The sequence below is a fragment of the Pseudoalteromonas sp. 2CM36K genome (assembly GCF_023161865.1).
GTDB classification, from domain to species: Bacteria; Pseudomonadota; Gammaproteobacteria; order Enterobacterales; family Alteromonadaceae; genus Pseudoalteromonas; species Pseudoalteromonas tetraodonis.
In genome coordinates this window covers 112,818-133,755 of sequence record NZ_JALNTK010000005.1, presented here as the reverse complement: position 1 = coordinate 133,755, position 20,938 = coordinate 112,818, and the positions used below count along the sequence as shown (strand labels likewise).

Here is a 20,938-nt window from a genome sequence, read left to right as displayed (position 1 = left end):
CGGTCAGCGGTCAGCGGTCAGCGGTCAGCGGTCAGCGGTCAGCGGTCAGCGGTCAGCGGTCAGCGGTCAGCGGTCAGCGGTCAGGTAATAAAAATAAAACACCGAGCCTTTTGCAAGCGAAATTTTTAGGTTTTAGTGGGATTTTATCTCGCCCAGGTTTTAGCAATGAGAAACTGTGTTTCTAACGTGAGTAAGCACTACGTCCACATTAAAAGTTGACGATGATATTATTTGTAAAATGTAGCTTGCTGGCGTTTAAATACTCATGGTGATTTTGAACGTCTCATTTACTCCTCTTTCACTTCTCTTTGTGCATTTAGGTTTTTAAGGGCGTTATTCACAAAGAGGTTAAGAGGCGCTGCGCTTTTAGAGAAGTGGCTGAATGCAAAATTTAGCGGTGTGTATAATTAGGTTTAACTAATATCTGTTAGCCTTCTCAAATTTCAGGCACAAAAAAACCAACTTAGTGTCGGCTTATGTATGAAAGTGGTGGGCGCAGGACGTATCTTCTAAGAGTGAACCTCTGACCGTCTGGTTCGTAGCTTGCTACTTTCCCATATTCACTTTATTTCAGGCACAAAAAAACCGACTTAGTGTCGGCTTATGTATGAAAATGGTGGGCGCAGGACGTATCTTCTAAGAGTGAACCTCCGACCGCCTGGTTCGTAGCTTGCTACTTTCTCTTATTCACTTTATTTCAGACACAAAAAAACCGACTTTTGTCGGTTTCTTTTCTATTAACTTTAATTGTAATAGAAAGTGGTGGGCGCAGGAGGATTCGAACCTCCGACCGCCTGGTTCGTAGCCAGGTACTCTATCCAGCTGAGCTATGCGCCCACTTTCATATTTACTTATTTATACTCTAAGTGAGAGTTGAAAGTGGTGGGCGTAGGACGTATCTAATAAGAATGAACCTCCGACCGCTTGGCGTTAGCCAATACTTTACTTATTTATACTCTTAGCAGGAGTTGCAATGAAAGTGGTGGGCGCAGGAGGATTCGAACCTCCGACCGCCTGGTTCGTAGCCAGGTACTCTATCCAGCTGAGCTATGCGCCCACTTTCATTTTGCTTGTTTTAACTCTAAGCAGAGCGTTCTCTAAAAGAGAGTAAAGTATGGTGGGCGCAGGAGGATTCGAACCTCCGACCGCCTGGTTCGTAGCCAGGTACTCTATCCAGCTGAGCTATGCGCCCATACTTTATTTTACAAGATGCGCCATTTAAAAAATGGTGGAGAGGGAGGGATTCGAACCCTCGATAGAGCTACAAACTCTATACTCCCTTAGCAGGGGAGCTCCTTCGGCCACTCGGACACCTCTCCGTCTTGTGGGGCGTATAATAAAGATTTCAGAAAATATGTCAAACACTTTTCTGACAAAAGTGACTATATGGCTATAGATTGCACATATGTTTAGTTTTACAGTGAAATTAGTTCGAAATTTAATCGGGTTAGGCATTTGGCGTGCTTGAGTTTACACCCATCACTGGCACTAGTTCGTCCGTAAGTTCAGCAAGGTATTGCTCTTGATAGCCTAACTTCTGAAACTCAGCAATACACGCACGATAATATGCTTGTCGCTGTTGTTCAGTGGTGTTTTCATCAGGTAAAGGTTCTACTTGTTTAACTTTCATATTATTTTTCTAAGTCCTTTAGAAATTTTTATTTTTTACGACTAAGAATGACAGCGTATAAATTTCCGCCACATTTTAGCTAAAAAATTTACATAAATACAACGCAATGTTTAAAAAACAATCATACCAAAAAGTTATATCACTGCTGTAATGTTGCTAAGCAGTGGAGTAACCATATGCGAGTGAAACTGAATTAAAGGTTAATTGCTCTTTATACCTAGACTTCATTATTAATGTGAAAACAATTAATTAAAAGACTTAATGAGCAGTTTAGGCAATGTCTCACAAACAATAGGGCAAAAAAACGCCGCTAGTTAGCGGCGTTGATAATTTTTTAGTTTATTCCTTCAAGCTTAGTCTGCTTGTGGGCGCATATGTGGGAATAAAATAACATCTTTGATAGTTGATGAGTCAGTAAACAACATGACTAAACGGTCAATACCAATCCCTTCACCCGCTGTTGGTGGTAAACCATACTCTAACGCGCGAATGTAGTCTTCGTCGTAGTGCATTGCTTCATCATCACCTGCGTCTTTTTCTTCAACTTGGCGAGAAAAACGCTCAGCTTGATCTTGTGCATCATTAAGCTCAGAGAAACCATTTGCTAGTTCACGGCCACCAACAAAGAATTCAAAGCGGTCAGTTACAAATGGGTTTTCGTCGTTACGACGTGCAAGTGGAGACACTTCCCACGGGTACCCTGTGATAAATGTAGGTTGGATAAGCATATGCTCAGCCGTTTCTTCAAATATTTCACATAAAAACTTACCCGGGCCCCATACGCAGTTTTCAGGAATTTTAACATGCACTTGTTTAGCGTACGCTTTTAATTCTTCAAAGTGGTTTTCTGGGTCGTTAAATACCGCAGCATCAAACTCAGGGTTATATTTTAAGATTGCGTCGCTCATGCTTAAACGTGTGAACGGTTGACCAAAGTCATACTCTACTGAATCAATCACTTCACCGTTTTCATCTTTAGTGGTGTTAACAACGATTGGGCTACCCAATACGTTAGTTGCAACTGTACGTAACATGTCTTCGGTGATGTTCATTAAATCAATGTAGTCAGCGTATGCTTGGTAGAACTCAATCATGGTGAATTCTGGGTTGTGACGCGTTGATAACCCTTCGTTACGGAAGTTACGGTTAATTTCGAATACACGGTCAAAACCACCTACTACTAAACGCTTTAAGTAAAGCTCAGGCGCAATACGTAAGTACATGTCGATATCAAGCGCATTATGATGAGTCACAAACGGACGCGCAGATGCACCACCAGGAATAACCTGTAGCATTGGCGTTTCTACTTCCATAAAATCGCGGTCTGCTAAAAAGCGACGAATACCTTCAACCACTTGTGAACGAATACGGAATGTTTCACGCGTTGCTTCGTTAGTAATTAAATCAACATAACGCTGACGGTATTTCGTTTCTTGATCCGACAGGCCATGGAATTTTTCAGGAAGTGGACGAAGTGACTTAGTCAGTAGTTCGTACTCAGCCATATCTACGTATAAATCACCTTTACCCGATTTATTAAGTGGCCCTTTAACACCAATAATATCGCCAATATCAAGCTGGCCATATTTTGCTTTTAAATCTTTTTGAACGTCTTTTGATGCATAAACTTGTACACGGCCTTTCATATCTTGAATAGACATAAACGGACCACGCTTAGCAAGAATACGACCTGCAATCGATACTACGTGCTGTAATTCGATTAATTCTTCTTTACTCTTATCACCAAACTCAGCCTGCAAATCTGCCGTGTAATGCTCACGACGGAATTGGTTTGGATGACCGTTGGCTGGGCAATTTGCGCGAATAGCGTCTAATTTGCCGCGACGCTCAGCGATTAACTTATTTTCGTCTTGGATTTGATCAGTCATTTTTTAGCTCTTTTTTAGCTTGGTGGTTATAAGCCAGATTTTAAGCTGGCTTCAATAAATTTGTCTAAGTCGCCATCGAGTACCGCTTGAGTATTACGGTTTTCAACGCCGGTACGTAAATCTTTAATACGCGAGTCATCAAGTACGTAAGAACGAATTTGACTTCCCCAGCCAATATCAGACTTGTTGTCTTCTTGGCTTTGCTTTTCTGCATTTTGCTGTTGTAGCTCAAGCTCAAATAATTTCGCTTTTAACTGCTTCATTGCTTGGGCTTTATTTTTATGCTGCGAGCGCTCGTTTTGACACTGCACCACAGTATTAGTTGGCACGTGAGTAATACGTACAGCTGATTCAGTGGTATTTACGTGCTGACCACCCGCGCCTGATGCACGGTAAACGTCTATACGCAAGTCAGACGGATTAATGTCAATTTCAATATTGTCATCAACTTCTGGGTAAACAAACGCAGAAGCAAACGAGGTATGACGACGACCACTTGAGTCAAATGGACTTTTACGAACGAGGCGGTGTACGCCTGTTTCAGTGCGTAACCACCCATAAGCGTATTCCCCAGAAAAACGCACCGTTGCGCCTTTAATACCGGCAACATCACCATCGGTCGCTTCAACAAGCTCTACTTTAAAGCCTTTTGCTTCACCCCAGCGTAAATACATGCGAAGTAAAATATTACACCAGTCTTGCGCTTCAGTACCGCCAGAACCTGACTGTAAATCAAGGTAGGCATCGTTTGAATCGTGAGAACCTGAAAACATACGACGAAACTCAAGCCCTTCAAGCTGCTGATTTAAATCAGCTAGTTCACTTTGTGCTTCATCAAAGGTGTCTTGATCTTCGGCTTCAACAGCAAGCTCTACTAACCCTTCAACGTCGTCAGTACCCGCCACTAAGGTGTCAATGGTTTCAACCACGGCTTCTAGTGCTGACTTTTCACGACCAAGGGCTTGTGCGCGCTCAGGTTCATTCCATACGGCTGAATCTTCAAGTTCGGCGTTAACTTCTTCTAAACGTTCTTGTTTAAGAGCGTAGTCAAAGGTACCCCCGAAGCAGTTCAGTACGTTCGCGAATTTCCTTGATTTGATTAATCACAGGATTCACTTCAAACATGTACATTACTCCAAAATGGCTAGGTTATTGCGCACTTAAAAAAGAGACTGAGCGCAATTAAAAATCATCAAATAATAAAAACGCCCGATTTTAACAAAAAACCGCGCGTTTTATTAGCCTTTTATGCATGGTTTGAAGATATTTTTTAGCCCACTTTTTCAAGCTCTCTTACAATTAGTTGTAAGCTAAATTTACCTCTAAACTCGTTAATATCGAGTTGGTACGCTACTTTAACAAACTGCGCCTCGGTATCTGGCCACGCTTTTACATCAATGCCAAAAGCTATGGCGTCAACTAAACGTGCAGATTGGTGTTTAAGGACTAACTTTAGGTGTTTTTCACCCACAATGCGCTGCTGTATCACTTCAAAGGTGTGTTCAAATATCGGCTCAGGAAATTGCTGCCCCCACGGGCCTGATTGCTTTAATAATTGCGCAAAATCCATGCTAAAGCAGTCGTTAGGTAGCTCACCATCGGTAAACACAATGCAACGTTTACTTTCTTCACTGAGTTGAGCGCTGACCGCACTTTCAAACGCACGTTTAAACTCAGTAAATTGCTGCTCGTTAATACTTAACCCTGCCGCCATTGCGTGGCCGCCAAATTTATTAATTAAACCAGGCTGCGCGGTGTTTAATCCCTCAAGTAAGTCGCGCATATGCAAGCCTTCAATAGAGCGACATGAGCCTTTAATTTCACCGTTTTCACCACCGGCAAATATCACAGTTGGCCGGTGGTACTTTTCTTTTAAGCGCCCGGCTAAAATACCAATTACCCCTTGGTGCCAATCGTCTTGGTACAAACAAATGGCATCGGGCACACTGTCTTCTTTAAAGGCGAGCCTATCGAGCACCGCTTGCGCTTCTACTTGCATGCCTTGCTCTATTTCACGTCTGGCAAAGTTTAAGCTATCAAGCTCACCGGCTATGCGTCTTGCTTGATTTATGTCGTTGCTAAGTAAACACGCTATACCTAGACTCATGTCGTCTAAGCGCCCTGCTGCATTTAAGCGTGGAGCAAGCGAAAAACCAAAGTCACTGGCGCTCAAACGCGCGGCATTGCGATTAGCCACTTCAATCAGTGCGGTAATACCTGGGCGAGTTTTACCGCTGCGAATACGAGCCAAGCCTTGGTGCACTAAGGTGCGGTTGTTCGCATCAAGTGCCACCACATCGGCTACCGTACCTAACGCTACAATATCAAGCAAATCAGCTATATTTGGCATAGGATGCTGCTCAAAATAACCTTGTTCACGCAGCGCACTTCTCAGGGCAATGAGTAAATAAAACGCCACCCCAACACCGGCTATCGACTTAGAAGGAAAATCACAGTCATGACGATTAGGATTAACAATAGCATCGGCGTTAGGCAGTTGTTCGCCTTGCAAGTGGTGATCTGTTACCAGTACTTTAATGCCTGCGGCTTTAACAATATCAATGCCTGCGATACACGATATGCCATTATCGACGGTGATCACTAAATCGGGCTTCATTGTCACTATTTGCTCAGCCAATGCGGGGCTTAAACCGTACCCTAAACTAAAGCGGTCTGGTACTAGGTAATCTAAGTGAGTAAAGCCAAACATGGCCAGCCCTTGCATTAAGGTGGCGGTGCTGGTTGCGCCATCGGCGTCAAAATCGCCCACAATAAGTATTTTGCTTTGTGCGTGTAGGGCTTCAATTAACAGTTGGCTGGCTTTGTCTATATCTTTAAAAAGTTTGAAGTCGTGGAGTGTAGCTGCGCTATTGTTTAGCTCATCGGCATGGGAAACATTTCGCGTGGCATAAATTTGCTTAATAACAGGGTGAAGATGGCTCGGCAGATGAGAGTCGTCAACGGGTTCTCGCGCAATGATCATTTTTTTCATGCTAGTTTTTAACTTATGATGTTCATGATATAAGACAAAAAAAGGCCATAAAGGCCTTTTTAAACACATACTCGCGGTATTGCTTAGCCCGCTTTGTTAGCCTCAAGCGCTGCGCTTAATGCCGCAGCAGGCTGATAACCTGGGATCATCGTGCCATCTTCTAAAATAATAGCCGGTGTACCGCTAATACCAAAACTCTGGCCTAACTGATAATGCTCAGCAACAGGTGCGCTACAGCCTTTAACAATTTGGGTATCTGCACCTGATTTAGCTTCAGTTAATGCTTCTTGCTGATCTTTCGCACACCATACATTCATTAAATCAGCGTAACCAGATCCTTGCAGACCGCCACGCGGAAACGCTAAATACTTAACGGTAATACCCGCATCAAGTAAGTCATCTAGTTCACGGTGTAATTTACGACAGTAACCACAGCTAATATCGGTAAATACAGTAATGCTGTGCTTCTCTTCAGGCGCTTTGTAAACAATCATTGAGTCTTCGTATTCTTTTAACCCTGATTGGCGCACACCATTAAGTGCTTGCTCGGTTAGGTTACTACGGTTGTTTAAATCGATTAGCGTACCTTGCATTAAAAATTGACCGTCAGGACTTGCATACAGCACACCTTTATTGGTGATCAATTCTTTTAAGCCTGCAACTGGGCTTGGATTAATTTGTTTAACGGTTACCCCTAGCGCGGCAAATTTCGTCACGATAGGATCATTGGCATCGGGTGTTACTGCAACGCCATTAGCAAAGGCGCTCAAACTAGTGCACAACATGGCACCTGCTAACATTAATTTTTTCATAACGGGTTCTCTATCTTAAAAATACTTATCTTATCGTGTCTATATGACCGGCTTAGTGACAAAAAAATTCGCTTAAGCACGAGGATGATGCTCAGCATGTACCGATTTTAATCGTTCATTCGCTACATGCGTATAAATTTGGGTAGTTGATAGGTCGCTGTGGCCAAGCATCATCTGCACCACACGCAAGTCAGCCCCATGATTTAATAAATGCGTTGCAAATGCATGTCGCAAGGTATGGGGTGATAACGGCGACTCAACGGATGCCAAAATAGCATAGTGTTTGATCCGATGCCAAAAAGTTTGTCGTGTCATGCCTACCCCCCGTTTAGAAGGAAACACAAAATCGGTGGCATGTTTTATCATTTGCGCGCGCCCGAGCTTTAAAAATTGCTCGAGCCAGTACATGGCCTCTTCACCTAATGGCACTAATCGCTCTTTGTTACCTTTACCTTTTACAAACACCACAGCTTGGCGCAAATTTATTTGCTCCATTCTAAGTCCCACCAGCTCGGTTACCCGCAGGCCTGTTGCATACAGTAACTCCAGCATGGCTTTGTCGCGCAGACCCATTGGCTCTTCAATGTTGGGCGCACTTAATAGCGCCTCTACTTCAGCCTCAGAAAGCGTTTTTGGTAACGACTGCCCCGCTTTAGGCTGAGCAATATTAACCATAGGTGAGTCGCTAATTATTTTTTCGCGTACAAAGTACTGATAAAAACGTTTTAATGCACTAATACTGCGTGCAGTACTGCGTGGTTTTAGCCCTAAATCAACGCGGTGTGCTAGGTAACTTTCAATGTCGAGGCTGGTTACCGTCATTAAGTTTTCGCCTTTTAAAAATTGGCAAAACTTATCTAAGTCACTGCGATAAGCGCTCAGTGTGTTTTCACTTACGCCTTGCTCTAAATATAGGCTATCTAAAAAGGTTTCTAAAAAGTCGCTATTGCTGCTTAGCTCAGTGTTTTGTTCAGGTAAATCGTCAGATAGCGTTGTCACGTTGTGATCTCATGTTGGTAATACCACGGGAGAAGGTATCAATTAAAAATACCTTACGGTAAACTTGAGCCTATCATAACAGGCAATTACACAGTGATAAATACGATGCAGATTGGTTTATTTTTTGGTTCTACTACCTGCTATACCGAAATGGCGGCAGAAAAAATACGCGACATTATTGGCGCCGATATCGTCAGTTTACACAATATTAAAGACGAACCGCTTAAAAACGCTGAGCAATACGACTTTATCATTTTTGGTATCTCAACGTGGGACTTTGGGGAAATTCAAGAAGATTGGGAATCAAAGTGGGACGACATAAAAGACGTTGACCTAAATGGTAAAACTATAGCCTTATTTGGCATGGGCGATCAGCAAGGGTATGGCCAGTGGTTTCAAGACGCGTTAGGTATGTTGCACGATGAAATAAATGCCCAAGCCATTACTCAACTTGGCTTTTGGCCTAACGATAGTAATTACGAATTTGAAGCGTCCAAAGCCCTTACCGAAGACGGTAAACAGTTTGTAGGTTTAGCATTAGATGAAGACAGTCAGTACGAGCTAAGCGACGAGCGTATTGCCACTTGGGTAGAACAAGTGATGACAGAGTACGCTGAAACCCTATAACTCACTATTGCAAAGAGCGCTGCCATGCAGCGCTTTTTAATTCTTAACTATTCTACTTTTAACCAGTATTGGTTACGGAAAAAAAAGCCCACATAACCGCGCACTTCTAGTTTTTCGCCATTTTGCTGCGGTGTTAAACGCACGCTGTAGGTTTTCCCATTATTTGGGTCGAGTATTTCACCGTCTTCCCAACTACCGTCACCCGCATAGGTCACATCTTCAATAATGGTCATCCCCAACATAGGCTGATTCTTTTTATCACCATCACACTCGGTGCAAAGTGCATCTTGCTTGGCTTTATTGAGTATTTTTTCAATTTTTCCAGTCAGCACGCCATCTTGCTCAGTAATGCGCACGTACGACTTAGCCTCGTTAGTCTCTTCGTTAATAGTTTTCCAAAGCCCAACCGGTGTGGGGTTAGCAAAAACCTCAGAGGTGTTAAATAAGCTGCCCGCTAAAAGGGCTAGTAATAGTATTTTTTTTGTTTTTTTAGTTAATAAATTCATCAGATTACTTTAAACATGAGTCAATAATGTCGCCATACTAACAACCCTTTATAAAACACTCTACGTAAAAATGCTTTAGGCATACAGCGTGGTATTACATATTTAAATAAAACGCCTTGCACAGTGCAATGTAGTCTTGACTGTAAGCATTACTTAACTCCCTTATGCATAGGGTGCTTTTACTTACTTCGCAATCATCAAAACTAAAAGTCATCAAACTGCGGCTAAAGGGCTTATTTGGCATAGCTTGTACTTGGCAGTGACGATTTAAATACAGCCCTTGCTGCTGTGCTAATGTTATAAATAACTGCGCCTCAGTGGTGGGTAAAATAAGATTAAAACGCGAATGTTGATGACTTAGGTGCCTATACGCACCAAGCAGTTCTGCAAAGCTTAAACCATCGGTATGGCGAGCGATATTTCGCGCTGCATTATCACCTTTTAAACTGTGATTGAAATAAGGCGGATTAACTATAACACAATCAAATAAACCAGCAGCCTCAAACTGCTGAATAGACTGATGGTAAATACTAATATCCGGCCAAGGACTTTGCTGGCAATTTTGAAAAGCCTGCTGATAGGCTGCTTCATCAACTTCAACCGCACTCACCTTTAAATGTGGCGCTCGTTGCTTACACATTAGAGCCAGTAACCCTGTACCTGTTCCTATATCAAGTAACGTATTTGCCCCACTTAAATCAGCCCATGCCCCCAGTAAAATACCATCGGTAGAGACCTTCATGGCGCACTGGTCGTGCTCAACCTTAAATTGTTTAAATGCAAAACCAGACATTTTTTCACCTTTTCATTCACCAAGCAGGTTTAAGTGCGTATAATTAACGGCAATTGTCCCCTATTTTTGACACTCTATGCAATTTTCTGAATTTGATCTTGATGATAAGCTACTCAATGCTATTAATAAAATGGGCTATGAAACCCCCACTAGCATTCAACAACAAGCCATTCCTGAGGCGTTGCAAGGACGCGATATTTTAGCGTCTGCACCAACAGGTACAGGTAAAACGGCGGCATTTTTAATTCCGGCAATTCAATATTTAATGGATTTTCCGCGTCGTGTTCCGGGCTTTGCACGGGTATTAATTATGACCCCAACGCGCGAGCTTGCTTATCAAATTCATGAACAATGTGAGTTACTTGCAAAGCAAACCCAGTTAAAAATTGGGGTGGTTACCGGCGGTATAAACTACGGTACACACAAAGAAATTTTTGAAAATAATAACGACATTTTAATCGCCACACCTGGGCGTTTAATGGAGTATTTGGAAACCGAAAACTTCCACGCAGAAAACGTAGAAATGCTCATTCTTGATGAAGCCGACCGCATGCTCGACATGGGTTTTCGTAAAGAAATGCTGCGCATTTGTGATGAAGCTAAAAACCGTCGTCAGTGCTTTTTATTCTCAGCCACCCTTGAAGGTGACAGCGTAGAATTATTTGCTGAGCGTATTTTAAACGACCCCGCGCTACTTGAAGCCGAATCATCACGCAAAGAAAAAGCTAAAATACATCAATGGGTTCATTTAGCGGATGATTATCATCATAAACTTGAGCTATTAGTTAACACCTTAAATGGCCCTGATGTTAGTAAAGCGATTGTGTTTGTAAAAACCCGTGAGCGTCTTGAAACCCTTATTGGTGAACTAACCAATAACGGCGTAAAAGCTGCGTGGCTACGTGGTGAAATGCCACAAGACAAACGCATGAAAGCCATGGAAAATTTCCACAGTGGCAAAACTCGCATTTTGGTAGCAACTGATGTCGCCGCGCGCGGTATTGATGTAGCTGATATAAGCCACGTAATTAATTTTGATATGCCTCGCACTGCGGATGTATACGTACACCGTATTGGCCGTACGGGTCGTGCTGGTAAAAAAGGTATTGCAATTTCACTCATTGAAGCGCACGACATTGGCATACTTTACAAAGTAGAACGTTACATAGAGCAAAAGCTAAAACGCCGTGTATTTAAAGGATTAGAGCCAAAGCATAAAGAAGCCAAACCACCGGTTAAAAAGCGTAAAGATCCAGTAAAAATGAAAGCAAAGAAAAAAGCCAAAGCTAAAAAGAAAAAATAGCTTTAGCTTTAACACATTTAATTGAGCCGACGTTTGTCGGCTTTTTTGTGGCTTAAAAACAGTGAGTAAGCTATTCATAGTAATATGTAAAAAATACTTAGCTGAATAACTAATTAATAAAATAGTAATTTATTTCAAATAGTTAATCTTGGAATGAAACTTGTAACCCTATCGAATATACGAGTATTAAAACGCCGAGTAATGGCATTGTTTTTTAGTAACACACTAAGGATATAGTTATGAGTCGCATTAAATTTACTATCGGTTTTATTTCGTTTTGTTGTTTATTTTTATTAGCCTCTGCTTTTAAAGTCAGTGCAGCAACGCATTTAGCTGTAGTTAGCAGTGTGGCTACACAACCTAATTTACAACAATCTATTACTCATGAATTGCGCACTAACCCAAATTTAAAGTTAGAAAAACTAAACGTACACGTTAATGACGGTGACGTTGAACTTAAAGGCGAAGCCAATAACGGTTTTGAACGCGCTCTTGCACAAAAGTTTTTAGAAAATATGGATGGGGTTAAAATCATTCATAACAAAATTAGTGTCATTTAATATAACTTTTTCTTAACTAATACACTTAACTTATCCCTCAGCGCTGCTTGTTTCTCCAACACAAGCGGCGCTTTTTTATAGTTTGCACAATATAATTCACTGCAGAGCATATTCCCAAGCCAGTTTAAATACTTAATTAAATGCCTTTTAGTTTAGTTTACGCATCAATCGCGACGCTCATTGCAGCTGCTTATGCTTTTGAAACCTTTATTTATAAACACTTATTATAAAGCGCTTACATCAAGCTTGTGCTCTAGTTCGGTTGATTAAATAATCTATTTTGAGATGAGAAACCTTATCGATATAGTTTTCTAATTGAGGCGTTTTTAAGGCAGTTAGCGCAAGGCTTTAATTACTTCAGGTTATCAATTGGGTCTGTTGTTCTTTCAAGGTTGAATTTACAGCAGTCTGTTTGGTATTTAGCCAAAGGTTCTGCCCAGGGACATTTACTCTTTGTTGTCTATATGGATGGTGGCAAGGAGTGTGAGCTGGACACGGAAGCTTTGCTCGGTTTTTACTTATTCTTACATGGATGTAAGCCAGTAGAATAAAGCAGGAGCAGTTATCGAGCCCACTAGTCAACAAACCTCGCGTCGCGATTAAATAGCTCTTAGTTTGAACTAATTTTAATCCGCAAAGGTCAACAGACCCTTATATTACTTATTATAAATAGCGCGTTTTACTTTGTAAAAACGCGCTGATAGTCAGTAACTATTTCCCAATGCTTTTACCTTCGGGGTTTTAAATTATTTACTCACCTTGGCTTGCATCAGTATTATTGTCACCCTCTTTATTTGCTGACTGCAGATTTATTTTATCGCTTATCATGGCATCGAGTTTTTCACCGCCCTTAATACCAAAATCCAACGTACGAATAGGAAACGGAATACTAATATCAGCGGCATCGAGTGCTTGCTTAACGGCCACAACTCCTTTGTGACGCACTGTCATAAAATCAGGCTCACCAGGGTATTTGATCCAAAACCACACCAACAAGTTTATACTGCTATCACCAAAGCCTTCGGCATAAACAGCGGTTTCATTTTTGCGGATCACAAAGTCAAATTGGTTAATTTTGTCGACGATGACCTCACTGGCTTTTTCTATGTCGTCAGCGTAAGAAATACCCACCGGCACTTCGATTCGTCTTACCCCTAAGGTACTGTAATTACGCAGTACATTTCTAAATAGTATTTTATTAGGTACCAGTATCAATTGCCCGTAAAAGCTCTCTATTAGTGTGTTGCGCAAGTTTATTGAGTGTACCGAACCAAACACATTATCGGTTTCTATGACATCACCCGCTTTAAACGGTTTACGAATTCCCATGGCAATACCCGCTATCAGGTTTTCGGTCATATCTTGAAAAGCAAAACCAATGGCAAGACCAACAATACCTGCACCAGCAAGCAGAGAAGTGACGGTACTTTTTAAGCCCATAAAATCAAGGGCAATAAATACCCCCACACTCAGTACAATAACTTTAAATATTGAGGCCATTAAATCGGCAATTTGTGTAGAGTCGAGCGAGCGACGTAAAACATTTTTCATTCCTTTGCCTGCCAAACGGGCAATAAATGAAAATATAATGGCAATAATTACTGCAACGATAAAGTTTGGGATATGACTTATAACTACATCAAACCAACCGCCAAGCTTTTCTTCTATCAACTTTTCGGCTTCTGTAATTGAGGGAATTGAGAGCATTTATTTTATACCTTAGTTAGGGTTAGTAATCTAAGGCCTGCAAAAATAACGCCAGTATAAAAAAGCCATGCAATGCATGGCTTATTAAATACTTTAAACGATGAGTTAGTTTTGCTCTTCGCGTAAAAATACCGGTTCAAGTTCTTTGGTGGTTGCCTCTGGGCTAAAGTAATAGCCGGCCACAGTAAACTCTTTGAGTTGGCTTAATTGAGTCACTTGATTTTCAATGATGTAGCGTGCCATCATGCCGCGCGCTTTTTTAGCGTAAAAGCTAATCACTTTATATTGGCCGTTTTTACAGTCTTTAAAGTGTGGTGTAATAATGTGTGCGTTAAGCGTTTTTTTATCTACTGCTTTAAAGTATTCGTTAGAGGCTAGATTTACTAAGTATTGTGCATCTTGTGCCGCTAATACGTCGTTAAGTTTATTAGCAATAATACTGCCCCAAAACTCATATAAGTTTTTACCCCGGCTATTTTCAAGTTTTGTACCCATTTCTAAGCGATAAGCCTGCATTAGATCAAGCGGCTTTAATACTCCGTATAATCCCGAAAGTATACGTAAATGATCTTGAGCGTAATCAAGCTGCTTAGTAGTGAGGGTATTAGCATCTAACCCGCCGTATACATCGCCGTTAAAGGCAAGCACGGCCTGTTTAGCATTATTAGTAGTGAATGGTTGTGCCCACTCACTAAAACGCGCTGCGTTGAGGCCTGCGAGTTTATCGCTAATTTTCATTAAACTACCAATTTGCGCAGGAGTTAGTTCACGGCATACTTTCATGAGCGCTTCGCTGTGCTCAAGTAATTCAGGTTGAGTGAACTTATCTGTTGCGGGTGGCGTGTCGTAATCAAGATTCTTTGCTGGTGAAATAACAGTGATCATAGTTAGCTATTGACTTGTAAATTATTTAATGTCAATTTCAACATTAAATGAAACGAAAAGCACGTTTTGTTTAAAATTATCCTACCTAAAACTCAACCGTTACCGTTTTTTTATTGATAAGGACATAAGACCTATCAAGCATTATCACACTGTTGCAGTATAGCTATATTAAGGTAGTTTAGATTTTCTTTTAACTTGCTTGGAATGAGGAAAAGCAAATGACTAGCGCTCTACAAAGGCTTAAACAACATTCTTCTATCGTGGCCGACACGGGCGATATAGAAGCCATAAAAAAATATCAACCTGAAGATGCGACTACCAATCCATCGCTACTTTTAAAAGCGAGCGAGATTGAAGCTTACAAACCTTATCTGGATAAAGCATGGCAGTATGCAAAAGAAACAGAGCAGCAGCCTGCAAAACAGCTAGAGCTAGCTTGTGATTATTTTGCAGTATTACTTGGTAAAGAAATTAGTGAAATTGTACCGGGTTATATTTCTACCGAAGTTGATGCACGTTTGTCATTTGATACCCAAGCAACAATTAATAAAGCACACACACTATTGAGCCTTTACGAAAAAGAAGGCGTAAGCAAAGACAAAATTTTAATTAAAATAGCGTCAACGTGGGAAGGTATTAAAGCGGCTGAGCAATTAGAAAAAGAAGGCACTAAGTGTAACCTTACTTTATTATTCAGCGATGCCCAAGCGCGCGCTTGTGCTGATGCAAACGTATTTTTAATCTCTCCATTTGTTGGCCGTATTTTAGATTGGCACGTGGCAAACGGTATGGAAAAACCAACCGATCCGCTTCAAGATCCGGGTGTGCAATCTGTACGTAGCATTTTTGAGTTTTACAAACGTCACGACTACAAAACCGTAGTTATGGGCGCAAGCTTTCGTAATACCGGTGAAATTATTGCACTTACAGGATGCGATAAGCTAACAATTAGCCCTAATCTTTTAGAAGATTTGGGTAATTTAGAAGGTGCTGAAGAATACTTGCTAGCAAGTGATATTGCTAAAGAGCCAAAACCTGAGCCACTTAGCGAAACACAGTTCCGTTGGTTACATAACCAAGATGCCATGGCGACTGAAAAACTCGCTGAAGGTATTCGCTCATTTGCAGATGCACAGGAACAATTAGAAGCACGCTTTAAAGCGATGTAGCTAACCGCTGTTTTAAGAGTTTAAAAACGTCGCTTATTGCGGCGTTTTTTTATACCTACAATTTTATTTTAAATACTCGCCTTGTCCCCATTTAATTGCTGTTCTCATTGTTCTTCATCAAAATACCACCCGTTAGTAATAGTTTCGTCACATTTATATTCTATTTTATTAATAGCTGTGGTATTGATACTGCCGAGGTTCAAAAAGTGGTCAATAGGAGATAATCAATGGATAGCCTAAACGAAATAATAGAGATATTAGAAGGTTCTGATACATCGAAAAAAACCTCTCAAAAAAATAAAAAAAGAAAATGGCGCGAAATAGAAGCAATAAAAGATAAGCAACGTTTGCGCAAAGAACTACAGGAGCTTGACTATTTTGCAGATAGTGTTGCTATAGATGAGTTAGAGTTTTAACCAACATAAGCAACTAAAAAGGCTTTCATTAATGAAAGCCTTTTTTAATGCCTATTACCCTATACCTGCCAATTAATGGGCTGCGCCCCTTGCGCTATTAACAGCTCATTGGTTTTGGAAAAGTGCTGGCAACCAAAAAAGCCGCGATGCGCTGAAAGCGGCGAAGGATGAGGCCCTGCCAATACATGATGGCGCTGGCGATCAATACTTTTACCTTTTTTTTGTGCATGTGCGCCCCATAAAATAAACACCACACCTTGGCAGTGCTCATTTATATGAGCAATCACGTTATCGGTAAATTGCTCCCAACCTAAGTGTTTATGGGAATGGGCTTGCCCTTGCTCTACAGTTAATACTGTATTGAGCAAAAACACACCTTGCTTTGCCCAGCCTTGTAAATAGCCGTGTTCTGGCGTGGTAAAGCCATTAATATCAGTTACTAACTCTTTATAAATGTTTTTGAGCGAAGGCGGGAGCTTTTTAACCTCAGGCAATACTGAAAAACACAAACCATGCGCTTGCCCTTCTCCATGGTAAGGGTCTTGACCTAATATAACCACTTTAATGTCGCTAAGTGGAGTTGCATCAAATGCGCTAAACACCTGTGATTTTGGCGGATATACTGCAGTGCCTTCACCTCGTTTATTCGCAATATATTCAAGGGTTTGCTGCATATATGTTTGGCTAAGTTCATGGTTTAAAAAAGATGACCAGTTGCTCATAATTGACTCTTAATAAATTCTCTAGATATGTCTACTTTGTCACACATCTGCGCTAATCCATCCAACATTCTGGGGGTAAACCGATGTAATAAATCAGCATTGACGCTAATAAACTGCTCATACTTTACCGCAGGAATTTCAGGCCACTGCTGCCAATTAACTGTGGGTATTACCCTTTTTGATTTTTCATCAGGAATAATAATAACTTGTGGCTTAGTAACTATCACATTTTCGATGCTAATTTGTGGGTAATCTGTGTCGCTGTTTGCAAATACATTGGTTACTTGGCAAGTTTCGATTAACTGATTGATCCATGTATTTTTTGATACAGTCATCATAGGCTCAGGCCACAACTGATAAAACCCAGTAAGCGTGGTTTTATCTTTCTGTGTAACTTTAATTGCGTTGAGTTTGGCCGTAAATGTCTCGGCTACTTTTTTACTTTGCTCAATATGACCCGTTATTTGACCTAGTTTTAGTATTTCCGAAGCAACCCCTTCAATAAAACGTGGATCACTTAAATATAATTCAATTCCTAAACGCTTTATTTTTGCTAAATCTTCAGCCTGATTACCATTTTTCCACGCAATCACCATGTCAGGTTTTAGCATGAGTAACTTTTCAATAGAAATGCCATTGTAGCCACCAATACGCTCAATTTTAGTCGCCTCTTGCGGGTAATCTGCGTAATCCAACGTGCCCACTATTAAATCACCCGCCCCAATAGCATATAAATTTTCAACTATGTGTGGTGCTAAAGCCACTATACGAAGCGGCTTGTCAGCTAGGGCTTGAGGTACATTAACAGCAAACAATAACAGCCCAAAAACAATACGCTTTAACATTAGTAATCAAAGCCTTTCAATGCTTTTACGCCCGACTCAAACGCATGTTTTACATTACGTACTTCACTTACCGTATCGGCAAGCTCTATTAAGGTGCGATGCGCAGCACGACCAGTAATAATTACCGATTGCATAGGCGGTCTATTATTTACAGCAACAACCACTTCTTCAAGGTCGATATAACCATAGGTCACCATATAGGTGAGTTCATCGAGTAATACCACATCGATACTGCTGTCGCTTAGCATCCGCTTTGACTCTTGCCATGTTGCTTGCGCTGCCGCGGTATCGGCCTCTTTATTTTGCGTTTCCCACGTAAACCCGGTGTTCATAACAGCAAATTCAACCCCAGCACCTTGCAGTAAATTACGCTCACCACACTCCCATGTGCCTTTAATAAACTGACATACCGCAGCTTTTTTACCGTGCCCAACACAGCGTGCAACCACACCAAAACCAGAAGTCGATTTGCCTTTACCGTTACCAGTAATAACCTGAAAAATACCTTTTTCTCGTTGCGCTGCGGCTACTCGCGCGTCAACCTGTTCTTTTACTTTTTGTTGACGCTGTTGGTGCTTGTCGTTAGTTGATTCAGTCATTGTTATGTCCTTGATAAATTTTAATAATTTGTTCAATATTTAAATGCGCTTTACACATATCAGCTAGGCGTTCTAATTGGCGTTCACGATGCTCATTTATACTAATCGCACTAATTGCACTTTCTGGTTTCACCCACTTTAACAGCTGCTCTGTGGCTGCAGGGCTATCAAACAAGCCATGTAAATAGGTACCAGCAATGGCATTATCGTCACTCACAAAACCATCGGTTTTAAAGTCATTGGGGTGTTTATTAAAGCGAATGAGTGACTTGTAGAGCGCCTTACCTTGACTAATACCTGCATGTATTTCGTAGCCATCACATGCAACCTGTTGCTCATTTAAATTAAGCACTGCGCTCACTCGGCTTAACACTTTTTGCTCACCCAATAGGGTATCAAAATCGCTAAGCGCTAAACCCGCCACTTGCCCCAACGATGACTCCACCCTATTTGGATCACTGATAGTATTGCCCAGCATTTGCATACCACCGCAAATACCCAATACTTTGCCACCATAACGTAGATGGCGCTTAATTTGCTGATCCCAGCCTTCATTTTTTAAAAACGCGAGATCGCTGAGTACATTTTTACTGCCAGGTACAATAATTAAATCAACAGCAGGAATTGCTTGTGTATGGCGCACATAGGTTATATTTATATTCGGGTGTAATCGCAGAGCATCAAAATCGGTATGGTTACTAATATGTGGCACTAACAGTACAGCAATATTTATACTGGCATCGGTCACATTATTATCTATGGCCACAGCATCTTCTGCATCAAGTGCTAAATCGTGCAAGTAAGGTAATACCCCTAATACAGGTTTACCAGTGTACTCCTCGAGCCAATCTAGCCCACCTTGTAATAAACTAATATCACCACGAAAACGGTTAATCACAAAGCCTTTTACCCGTGCTTGCTCAGACTCGCTTAATAACGCCAAAGTCCCGACTAAGTGCGCAAATACTCCTCCTTTATCAATATCGGCAATAATAATAACAGGGCAATCCACTTGCTCGGCGTAACCCATATTTGCAATATCGTTTGCGCGTAAATTAATTTCGGCTGGGCTGCCAGCCCCTTCTACCAGTAATAAATCAAAGCGTTTAGCTAAACGCTTATGCGAGGTTAATACTGCATCCATAGCCACTTTTTTGTAGTCATGGTAAGCATCGGCTTCCATATTGCTGATAGCTCTACCATGAATAATAACTTGTGCGCCGGTATCACTATTGGGTTTGAGTAATATAGGGTTAAAGTCGATTTCAGGTTCAACTTTTGCGGCTATGGCTTGTAATGCTTGGGCTCTGCCAATTTCGCCACCATCGTGCGTTACGGCACTATTGAGCGCCATATTTTGTGGTTTAAACGGTGCAACATTAACCCCTTGGTTAGCAAACACTCTGCAAAGTGCTGCCACTAAGGTGCTTTTACCCGCATCGGAGGTGGTACCTTGTACCATTAATGTTTTCATTATTTACCCACCAGCTGGCGCTTACGAAAATACAAGATACTTAAAAAGAATAGACTACCAATGGCCGCCGTGATCACCCCTATTGGCAGCTCTTGGTTAGCGAGTAATGAACGTGCCAGTACATCGACCCATACCATAAATATACCCCCGACTAATCCGGTCATTAACAATCCAACACTACTGCCTTGAGAGATAAAAAAGCGCACTATGTGCGGCACCATTAAGCCAACAAAGCCAATTCCGCCACACATAGCAACCAACACGGCAGTGATCAATGAGCTTAAAATAAGCATTAAAACTCGAAAGCGATGCACCCGAACACCAAGCGTTATTGCGCTTTCATCACCTAACAACATGGCATTAAGTTGACGTCTAAAACCTAACATAATGACTGTACATGTAATGATGACCAAGGCAGGTAATAGCAGTGACGGCCATTGCGCCCTAGCAAAACTTCCCAAAGTCCAAAATAAAATAGCCGCGACGGCCTGCGGATCGCTCCAATAAAGTAACAAACTGGTAAAGGCGCTAAATAAAAATGATAAGGCCACCCCAGCCAATAACATCGACTCAACTTGGGCGTTGCGTTGACTGCCAGCAATTAAAATTAATAACCCCATTGCTACTAAACTGCCAATTAAGGCTGCTGCTGATAGCGCAATGCCTGCGCCTATTCCAACAAAAGCCATTAATACTACGACTCCTAATGATGCTCCCGACGAAATACCAAACAAATAAGGGTCAGCCAATGGATTACGAGTAACTGTTTGTAATATCAATCCAGCAATCGCTAAACCGCTGCCGGCCAAAAAAGCCAGTAACGTACGTGGCATTCTTAATTCAATAATAATGCGGCTGGTAAATGAGGCCTCGCTTGAAAAAGTTAAGCTATGGTATACATCTGCGAGCGAGGTAGGGGCAGCACCAAAGCTCAATGCCACAAATAAACTAAATACAGCGCATAACAGTGCAATAATTAACGCCACACCATGGTTAGACATAATCGTCAT

The 20,938-nt window shown here is 41.4% G+C and carries 20 protein-coding genes, 4 tRNA genes and 1 pseudogene; 6 read left to right on the top strand and 19 right to left on the bottom strand.

Annotated elements, in window-relative coordinates; genetic code table 11:
• Nucleotides 1–185, top strand: a pseudogene (locus MTN97_RS04680) (hypothetical protein); the annotation flags it as partial.
• Between the two features lie 575 nt (nt 186–760).
• Here MTN97_RS04680 and MTN97_RS04675 read toward each other — a convergent pair.
• The 10 genes from MTN97_RS04675 to xerD all read right to left on the bottom strand — a co-directional run bounded on the left by MTN97_RS04675 (nt 761) and on the right by xerD (nt 8,322).
• Nucleotides 761–837: transfer RNA gene (locus MTN97_RS04675), tRNA-Arg, on the bottom strand.
• A 143-nt stretch (nt 838–980) separates the two neighbouring features.
• Nucleotides 981–1,057, bottom strand: a tRNA-Arg gene (locus tag MTN97_RS04670).
• Nucleotides 1,058–1,115: 58 nt separating this feature from the next.
• Nucleotides 1,116–1,192: transfer RNA gene (locus MTN97_RS04665), tRNA-Arg, on the bottom strand.
• 34 nt (nt 1,193–1,226) lie between these two features.
• Nucleotides 1,227–1,319, bottom strand: a tRNA-Ser gene (locus tag MTN97_RS04660).
• Nucleotides 1,320–1,447: 128 nt separating this feature from the next.
• Nucleotides 1,448–1,630, bottom strand: coding sequence for a hypothetical protein (locus MTN97_RS04655; RefSeq protein ID WP_248473791.1), 183 nt, complete (start codon nt 1,628–1,630; stop codon nt 1,448–1,450).
• Between the two features lie 353 nt (nt 1,631–1,983).
• Nucleotides 1,984–3,519, bottom strand: coding sequence for a lysine--tRNA ligase (gene lysS, locus MTN97_RS04650; RefSeq protein ID WP_008467803.1), 1,536 nt, complete (start codon nt 3,517–3,519; stop codon nt 1,984–1,986).
• A gap of 26 nt (nt 3,520–3,545) precedes the next feature.
• A protein-coding gene (prfB, locus tag MTN97_RS04645) for a peptide chain release factor 2 (protein ID WP_096038752.1) occupies nt 3,546–4,644 on the bottom strand; the annotation gives its coding sequence in 2 pieces (ribosomal slippage) (nt 3,546–4,568 and nt 4,570–4,644; 1,098 coding nt in all).
• 145 nt (nt 4,645–4,789) lie between these two features.
• The gene (recJ, locus tag MTN97_RS04640) at nt 4,790–6,511 is read right to left on the bottom strand and encodes a single-stranded-DNA-specific exonuclease RecJ (RefSeq protein ID WP_248473790.1); all 1,722 of its coding nucleotides are present in this window, start codon (nt 6,509–6,511) and stop codon (nt 4,790–4,792) included.
• Nucleotides 6,512–6,594: 83 nt separating this feature from the next.
• Complete coding sequence (gene dsbC, locus MTN97_RS04635; RefSeq protein ID WP_036980127.1) at nt 6,595–7,323, bottom strand: bifunctional protein-disulfide isomerase/oxidoreductase DsbC; 729 nt, start codon at nt 7,321–7,323, stop codon at nt 6,595–6,597.
• Between the two features lie 72 nt (nt 7,324–7,395).
• On the bottom strand, nt 7,396–8,322 hold the full coding sequence (gene xerD, locus MTN97_RS04630) for a site-specific tyrosine recombinase XerD (protein ID WP_248473789.1): 927 nt from the start codon (nt 8,320–8,322) through the stop codon (nt 7,396–7,398).
• 105 nt (nt 8,323–8,427) lie between these two features.
• On the opposite strand from xerD, the gene fldB reads away from it, so the two are divergent.
• Entirely contained in the window at nt 8,428–8,949 is a 522-nt protein-coding gene (gene fldB / locus MTN97_RS04625) for a flavodoxin FldB (RefSeq protein WP_008467792.1), read from the top strand.
• A 47-nt stretch (nt 8,950–8,996) separates the two neighbouring features.
• On the opposite strand, the gene MTN97_RS04620 is transcribed toward fldB, so the two are convergent.
• Entirely contained in the window at nt 8,997–9,455 is a 459-nt protein-coding gene (locus tag MTN97_RS04620; RefSeq protein ID WP_248473788.1) for a DUF2147 domain-containing protein, read from the bottom strand.
• 94 nt (nt 9,456–9,549) lie between these two features.
• Entirely contained in the window at nt 9,550–10,248 is a 699-nt protein-coding gene (locus tag MTN97_RS04615; protein ID WP_248473787.1) for a tRNA1(Val) (adenine(37)-N6)-methyltransferase, read from the bottom strand.
• A gap of 76 nt (nt 10,249–10,324) precedes the next feature.
• On the opposite strand from MTN97_RS04615, the gene srmB reads away from it, so the two are divergent.
• Both srmB and MTN97_RS04605 read left to right on the top strand, forming a co-directional pair.
• A complete protein-coding gene (gene srmB / locus MTN97_RS04610) occupies nt 10,325–11,551 on the top strand; it encodes an ATP-dependent RNA helicase SrmB (protein ID WP_248473786.1) in 1,227 nt (408 codons plus the stop codon).
• 239 nt (nt 11,552–11,790) lie between these two features.
• Nucleotides 11,791–12,111: a BON domain-containing protein gene (locus tag MTN97_RS04605; RefSeq protein WP_036980135.1), complete on the top strand. Its 321-nt coding sequence runs from the start codon at nt 11,791–11,793 to the stop codon at nt 12,109–12,111.
• A 750-nt stretch (nt 12,112–12,861) separates the two neighbouring features.
• Here the strand turns inward: MTN97_RS04605 and MTN97_RS04600 are convergent.
• Both MTN97_RS04600 and yaaA read right to left on the bottom strand, forming a co-directional pair.
• Nucleotides 12,862–13,818, bottom strand: a complete 957-nt coding sequence (locus tag MTN97_RS04600) for a mechanosensitive ion channel family protein (RefSeq protein ID WP_036980137.1) — start codon at nt 13,816–13,818, stop codon at nt 12,862–12,864.
• A 105-nt stretch (nt 13,819–13,923) separates the two neighbouring features.
• Nucleotides 13,924–14,703, bottom strand: a complete 780-nt coding sequence (yaaA, locus tag MTN97_RS04595; RefSeq protein ID WP_036980139.1) for a peroxide stress protein YaaA — start codon at nt 14,701–14,703, stop codon at nt 13,924–13,926.
• 218 nt (nt 14,704–14,921) lie between these two features.
• On the opposite strand from yaaA, the gene tal reads away from it, so the two are divergent.
• Nucleotides 14,922–15,872, top strand: coding sequence for a transaldolase (gene tal / locus MTN97_RS04590; protein ID WP_138626496.1), 951 nt, complete (start codon nt 14,922–14,924; stop codon nt 15,870–15,872).
• Between the two features lie 227 nt (nt 15,873–16,099).
• Nucleotides 16,100–16,288 (top strand): DUF3545 family protein, encoded by a 189-nt coding sequence (locus tag MTN97_RS04585; RefSeq protein WP_008467780.1) that lies wholly within the window; start codon nt 16,100–16,102, stop codon nt 16,286–16,288.
• 59 nt (nt 16,289–16,347) lie between these two features.
• On the opposite strand, the gene ung is transcribed toward MTN97_RS04585, so the two are convergent.
• Genes ung through MTN97_RS04560 form a run of 5 tightly spaced genes read right to left on the bottom strand, consistent with a single transcriptional unit; the run spans nt 16,348 to nt 20,938 of the window.
• Nucleotides 16,348–17,010 carry a uracil-DNA glycosylase gene (ung, locus tag MTN97_RS04580; protein WP_036980143.1) on the bottom strand — a complete coding sequence of 221 codons (663 nt, stop codon included), beginning with the start codon at nt 17,008–17,010 and terminating at the stop codon, nt 16,348–16,350.
• Complete coding sequence (locus MTN97_RS04575; protein WP_248473785.1) at nt 17,007–17,855, bottom strand: cobalamin-binding protein; 849 nt, start codon at nt 17,853–17,855, stop codon at nt 17,007–17,009. The genes ung and MTN97_RS04575 overlap by 4 nt, the downstream gene beginning before the upstream one ends.
• Entirely contained in the window at nt 17,855–18,454 is a 600-nt protein-coding gene (gene cobO / locus MTN97_RS04570; RefSeq protein ID WP_248473784.1) for a cob(I)yrinic acid a,c-diamide adenosyltransferase, read from the bottom strand. Before cobO ends, MTN97_RS04575 begins: the two co-directional genes overlap by 1 nt.
• Nucleotides 18,447–19,928 (bottom strand): cobyric acid synthase, encoded by a 1,482-nt coding sequence (locus tag MTN97_RS04565; RefSeq protein WP_248473783.1) that lies wholly within the window; start codon nt 19,926–19,928, stop codon nt 18,447–18,449. The genes cobO and MTN97_RS04565 overlap by 8 nt, the downstream gene beginning before the upstream one ends.
• On the bottom strand, nt 19,928–20,938 hold the full coding sequence (locus MTN97_RS04560) for an iron ABC transporter permease (RefSeq protein ID WP_248473810.1): 1,011 nt from the start codon (nt 20,936–20,938) through the stop codon (nt 19,928–19,930). The genes MTN97_RS04565 and MTN97_RS04560 overlap by 1 nt, the downstream gene beginning before the upstream one ends.

Bases quoted from the DNA above. Each gene is read 5' to 3' on its own strand.
- MTN97_RS04575 (WP_248473785.1), bottom strand. From the start codon at position 17,855: ATGTTAAAGCGTATTGTTTTTGGGCTGTTATTGTTTGCTGTTAATGTA.
- cobO (WP_248473784.1), bottom strand. From the start codon at position 18,454: ATGACTGAATCAACTAACGACAAGCACCAACAGCGTCAACAAAAAGTA.
- MTN97_RS04560 (WP_248473810.1), bottom strand. From the start codon at position 20,938: ATGACGATTATGTCTAACCATGGTGTGGCGTTAATTATTGCACTGTTA.
- recJ (WP_248473790.1), bottom strand. From the start codon at position 6,511: ATGAAAAAAATGATCATTGCGCGAGAACCCGTTGACGACTCTCATCTG.
- fldB (WP_008467792.1), top strand. From the start codon at position 8,428: ATGCAGATTGGTTTATTTTTTGGTTCTACTACCTGCTATACCGAAATG.
- MTN97_RS04600 (WP_036980137.1), bottom strand. From the start codon at position 13,818: ATGCTCTCAATTCCCTCAATTACAGAAGCCGAAAAGTTGATAGAAGAA.
- MTN97_RS04615 (WP_248473787.1), bottom strand. From the start codon at position 10,248: ATGTCTGGTTTTGCATTTAAACAATTTAAGGTTGAGCACGACCAGTGC.
- MTN97_RS04565 (WP_248473783.1), bottom strand. From the start codon at position 19,928: ATGAAAACATTAATGGTACAAGGTACCACCTCCGATGCGGGTAAAAGC.
- lysS (WP_008467803.1), bottom strand. From the start codon at position 3,519: ATGACTGATCAAATCCAAGACGAAAATAAGTTAATCGCTGAGCGTCGC.
- dsbC (WP_036980127.1), bottom strand. From the start codon at position 7,323: ATGAAAAAATTAATGTTAGCAGGTGCCATGTTGTGCACTAGTTTGAGC.
- ung (WP_036980143.1), bottom strand. From the start codon at position 17,010: ATGAGCAACTGGTCATCTTTTTTAAACCATGAACTTAGCCAAACATAT.
- MTN97_RS04585 (WP_008467780.1), top strand. From the start codon at position 16,100: ATGGATAGCCTAAACGAAATAATAGAGATATTAGAAGGTTCTGATACA.
- tal (WP_138626496.1), top strand. From the start codon at position 14,922: ATGACTAGCGCTCTACAAAGGCTTAAACAACATTCTTCTATCGTGGCC.
- srmB (WP_248473786.1), top strand. From the start codon at position 10,325: ATGCAATTTTCTGAATTTGATCTTGATGATAAGCTACTCAATGCTATT.
- MTN97_RS04655 (WP_248473791.1), bottom strand. From the start codon at position 1,630: ATGAAAGTTAAACAAGTAGAACCTTTACCTGATGAAAACACCACTGAA.
- MTN97_RS04605 (WP_036980135.1), top strand. From the start codon at position 11,791: ATGAGTCGCATTAAATTTACTATCGGTTTTATTTCGTTTTGTTGTTTA.
- yaaA (WP_036980139.1), bottom strand. From the start codon at position 14,703: ATGATCACTGTTATTTCACCAGCAAAGAATCTTGATTACGACACGCCA.
- MTN97_RS04620 (WP_248473788.1), bottom strand. From the start codon at position 9,455: ATGAATTTATTAACTAAAAAAACAAAAAAAATACTATTACTAGCCCTT.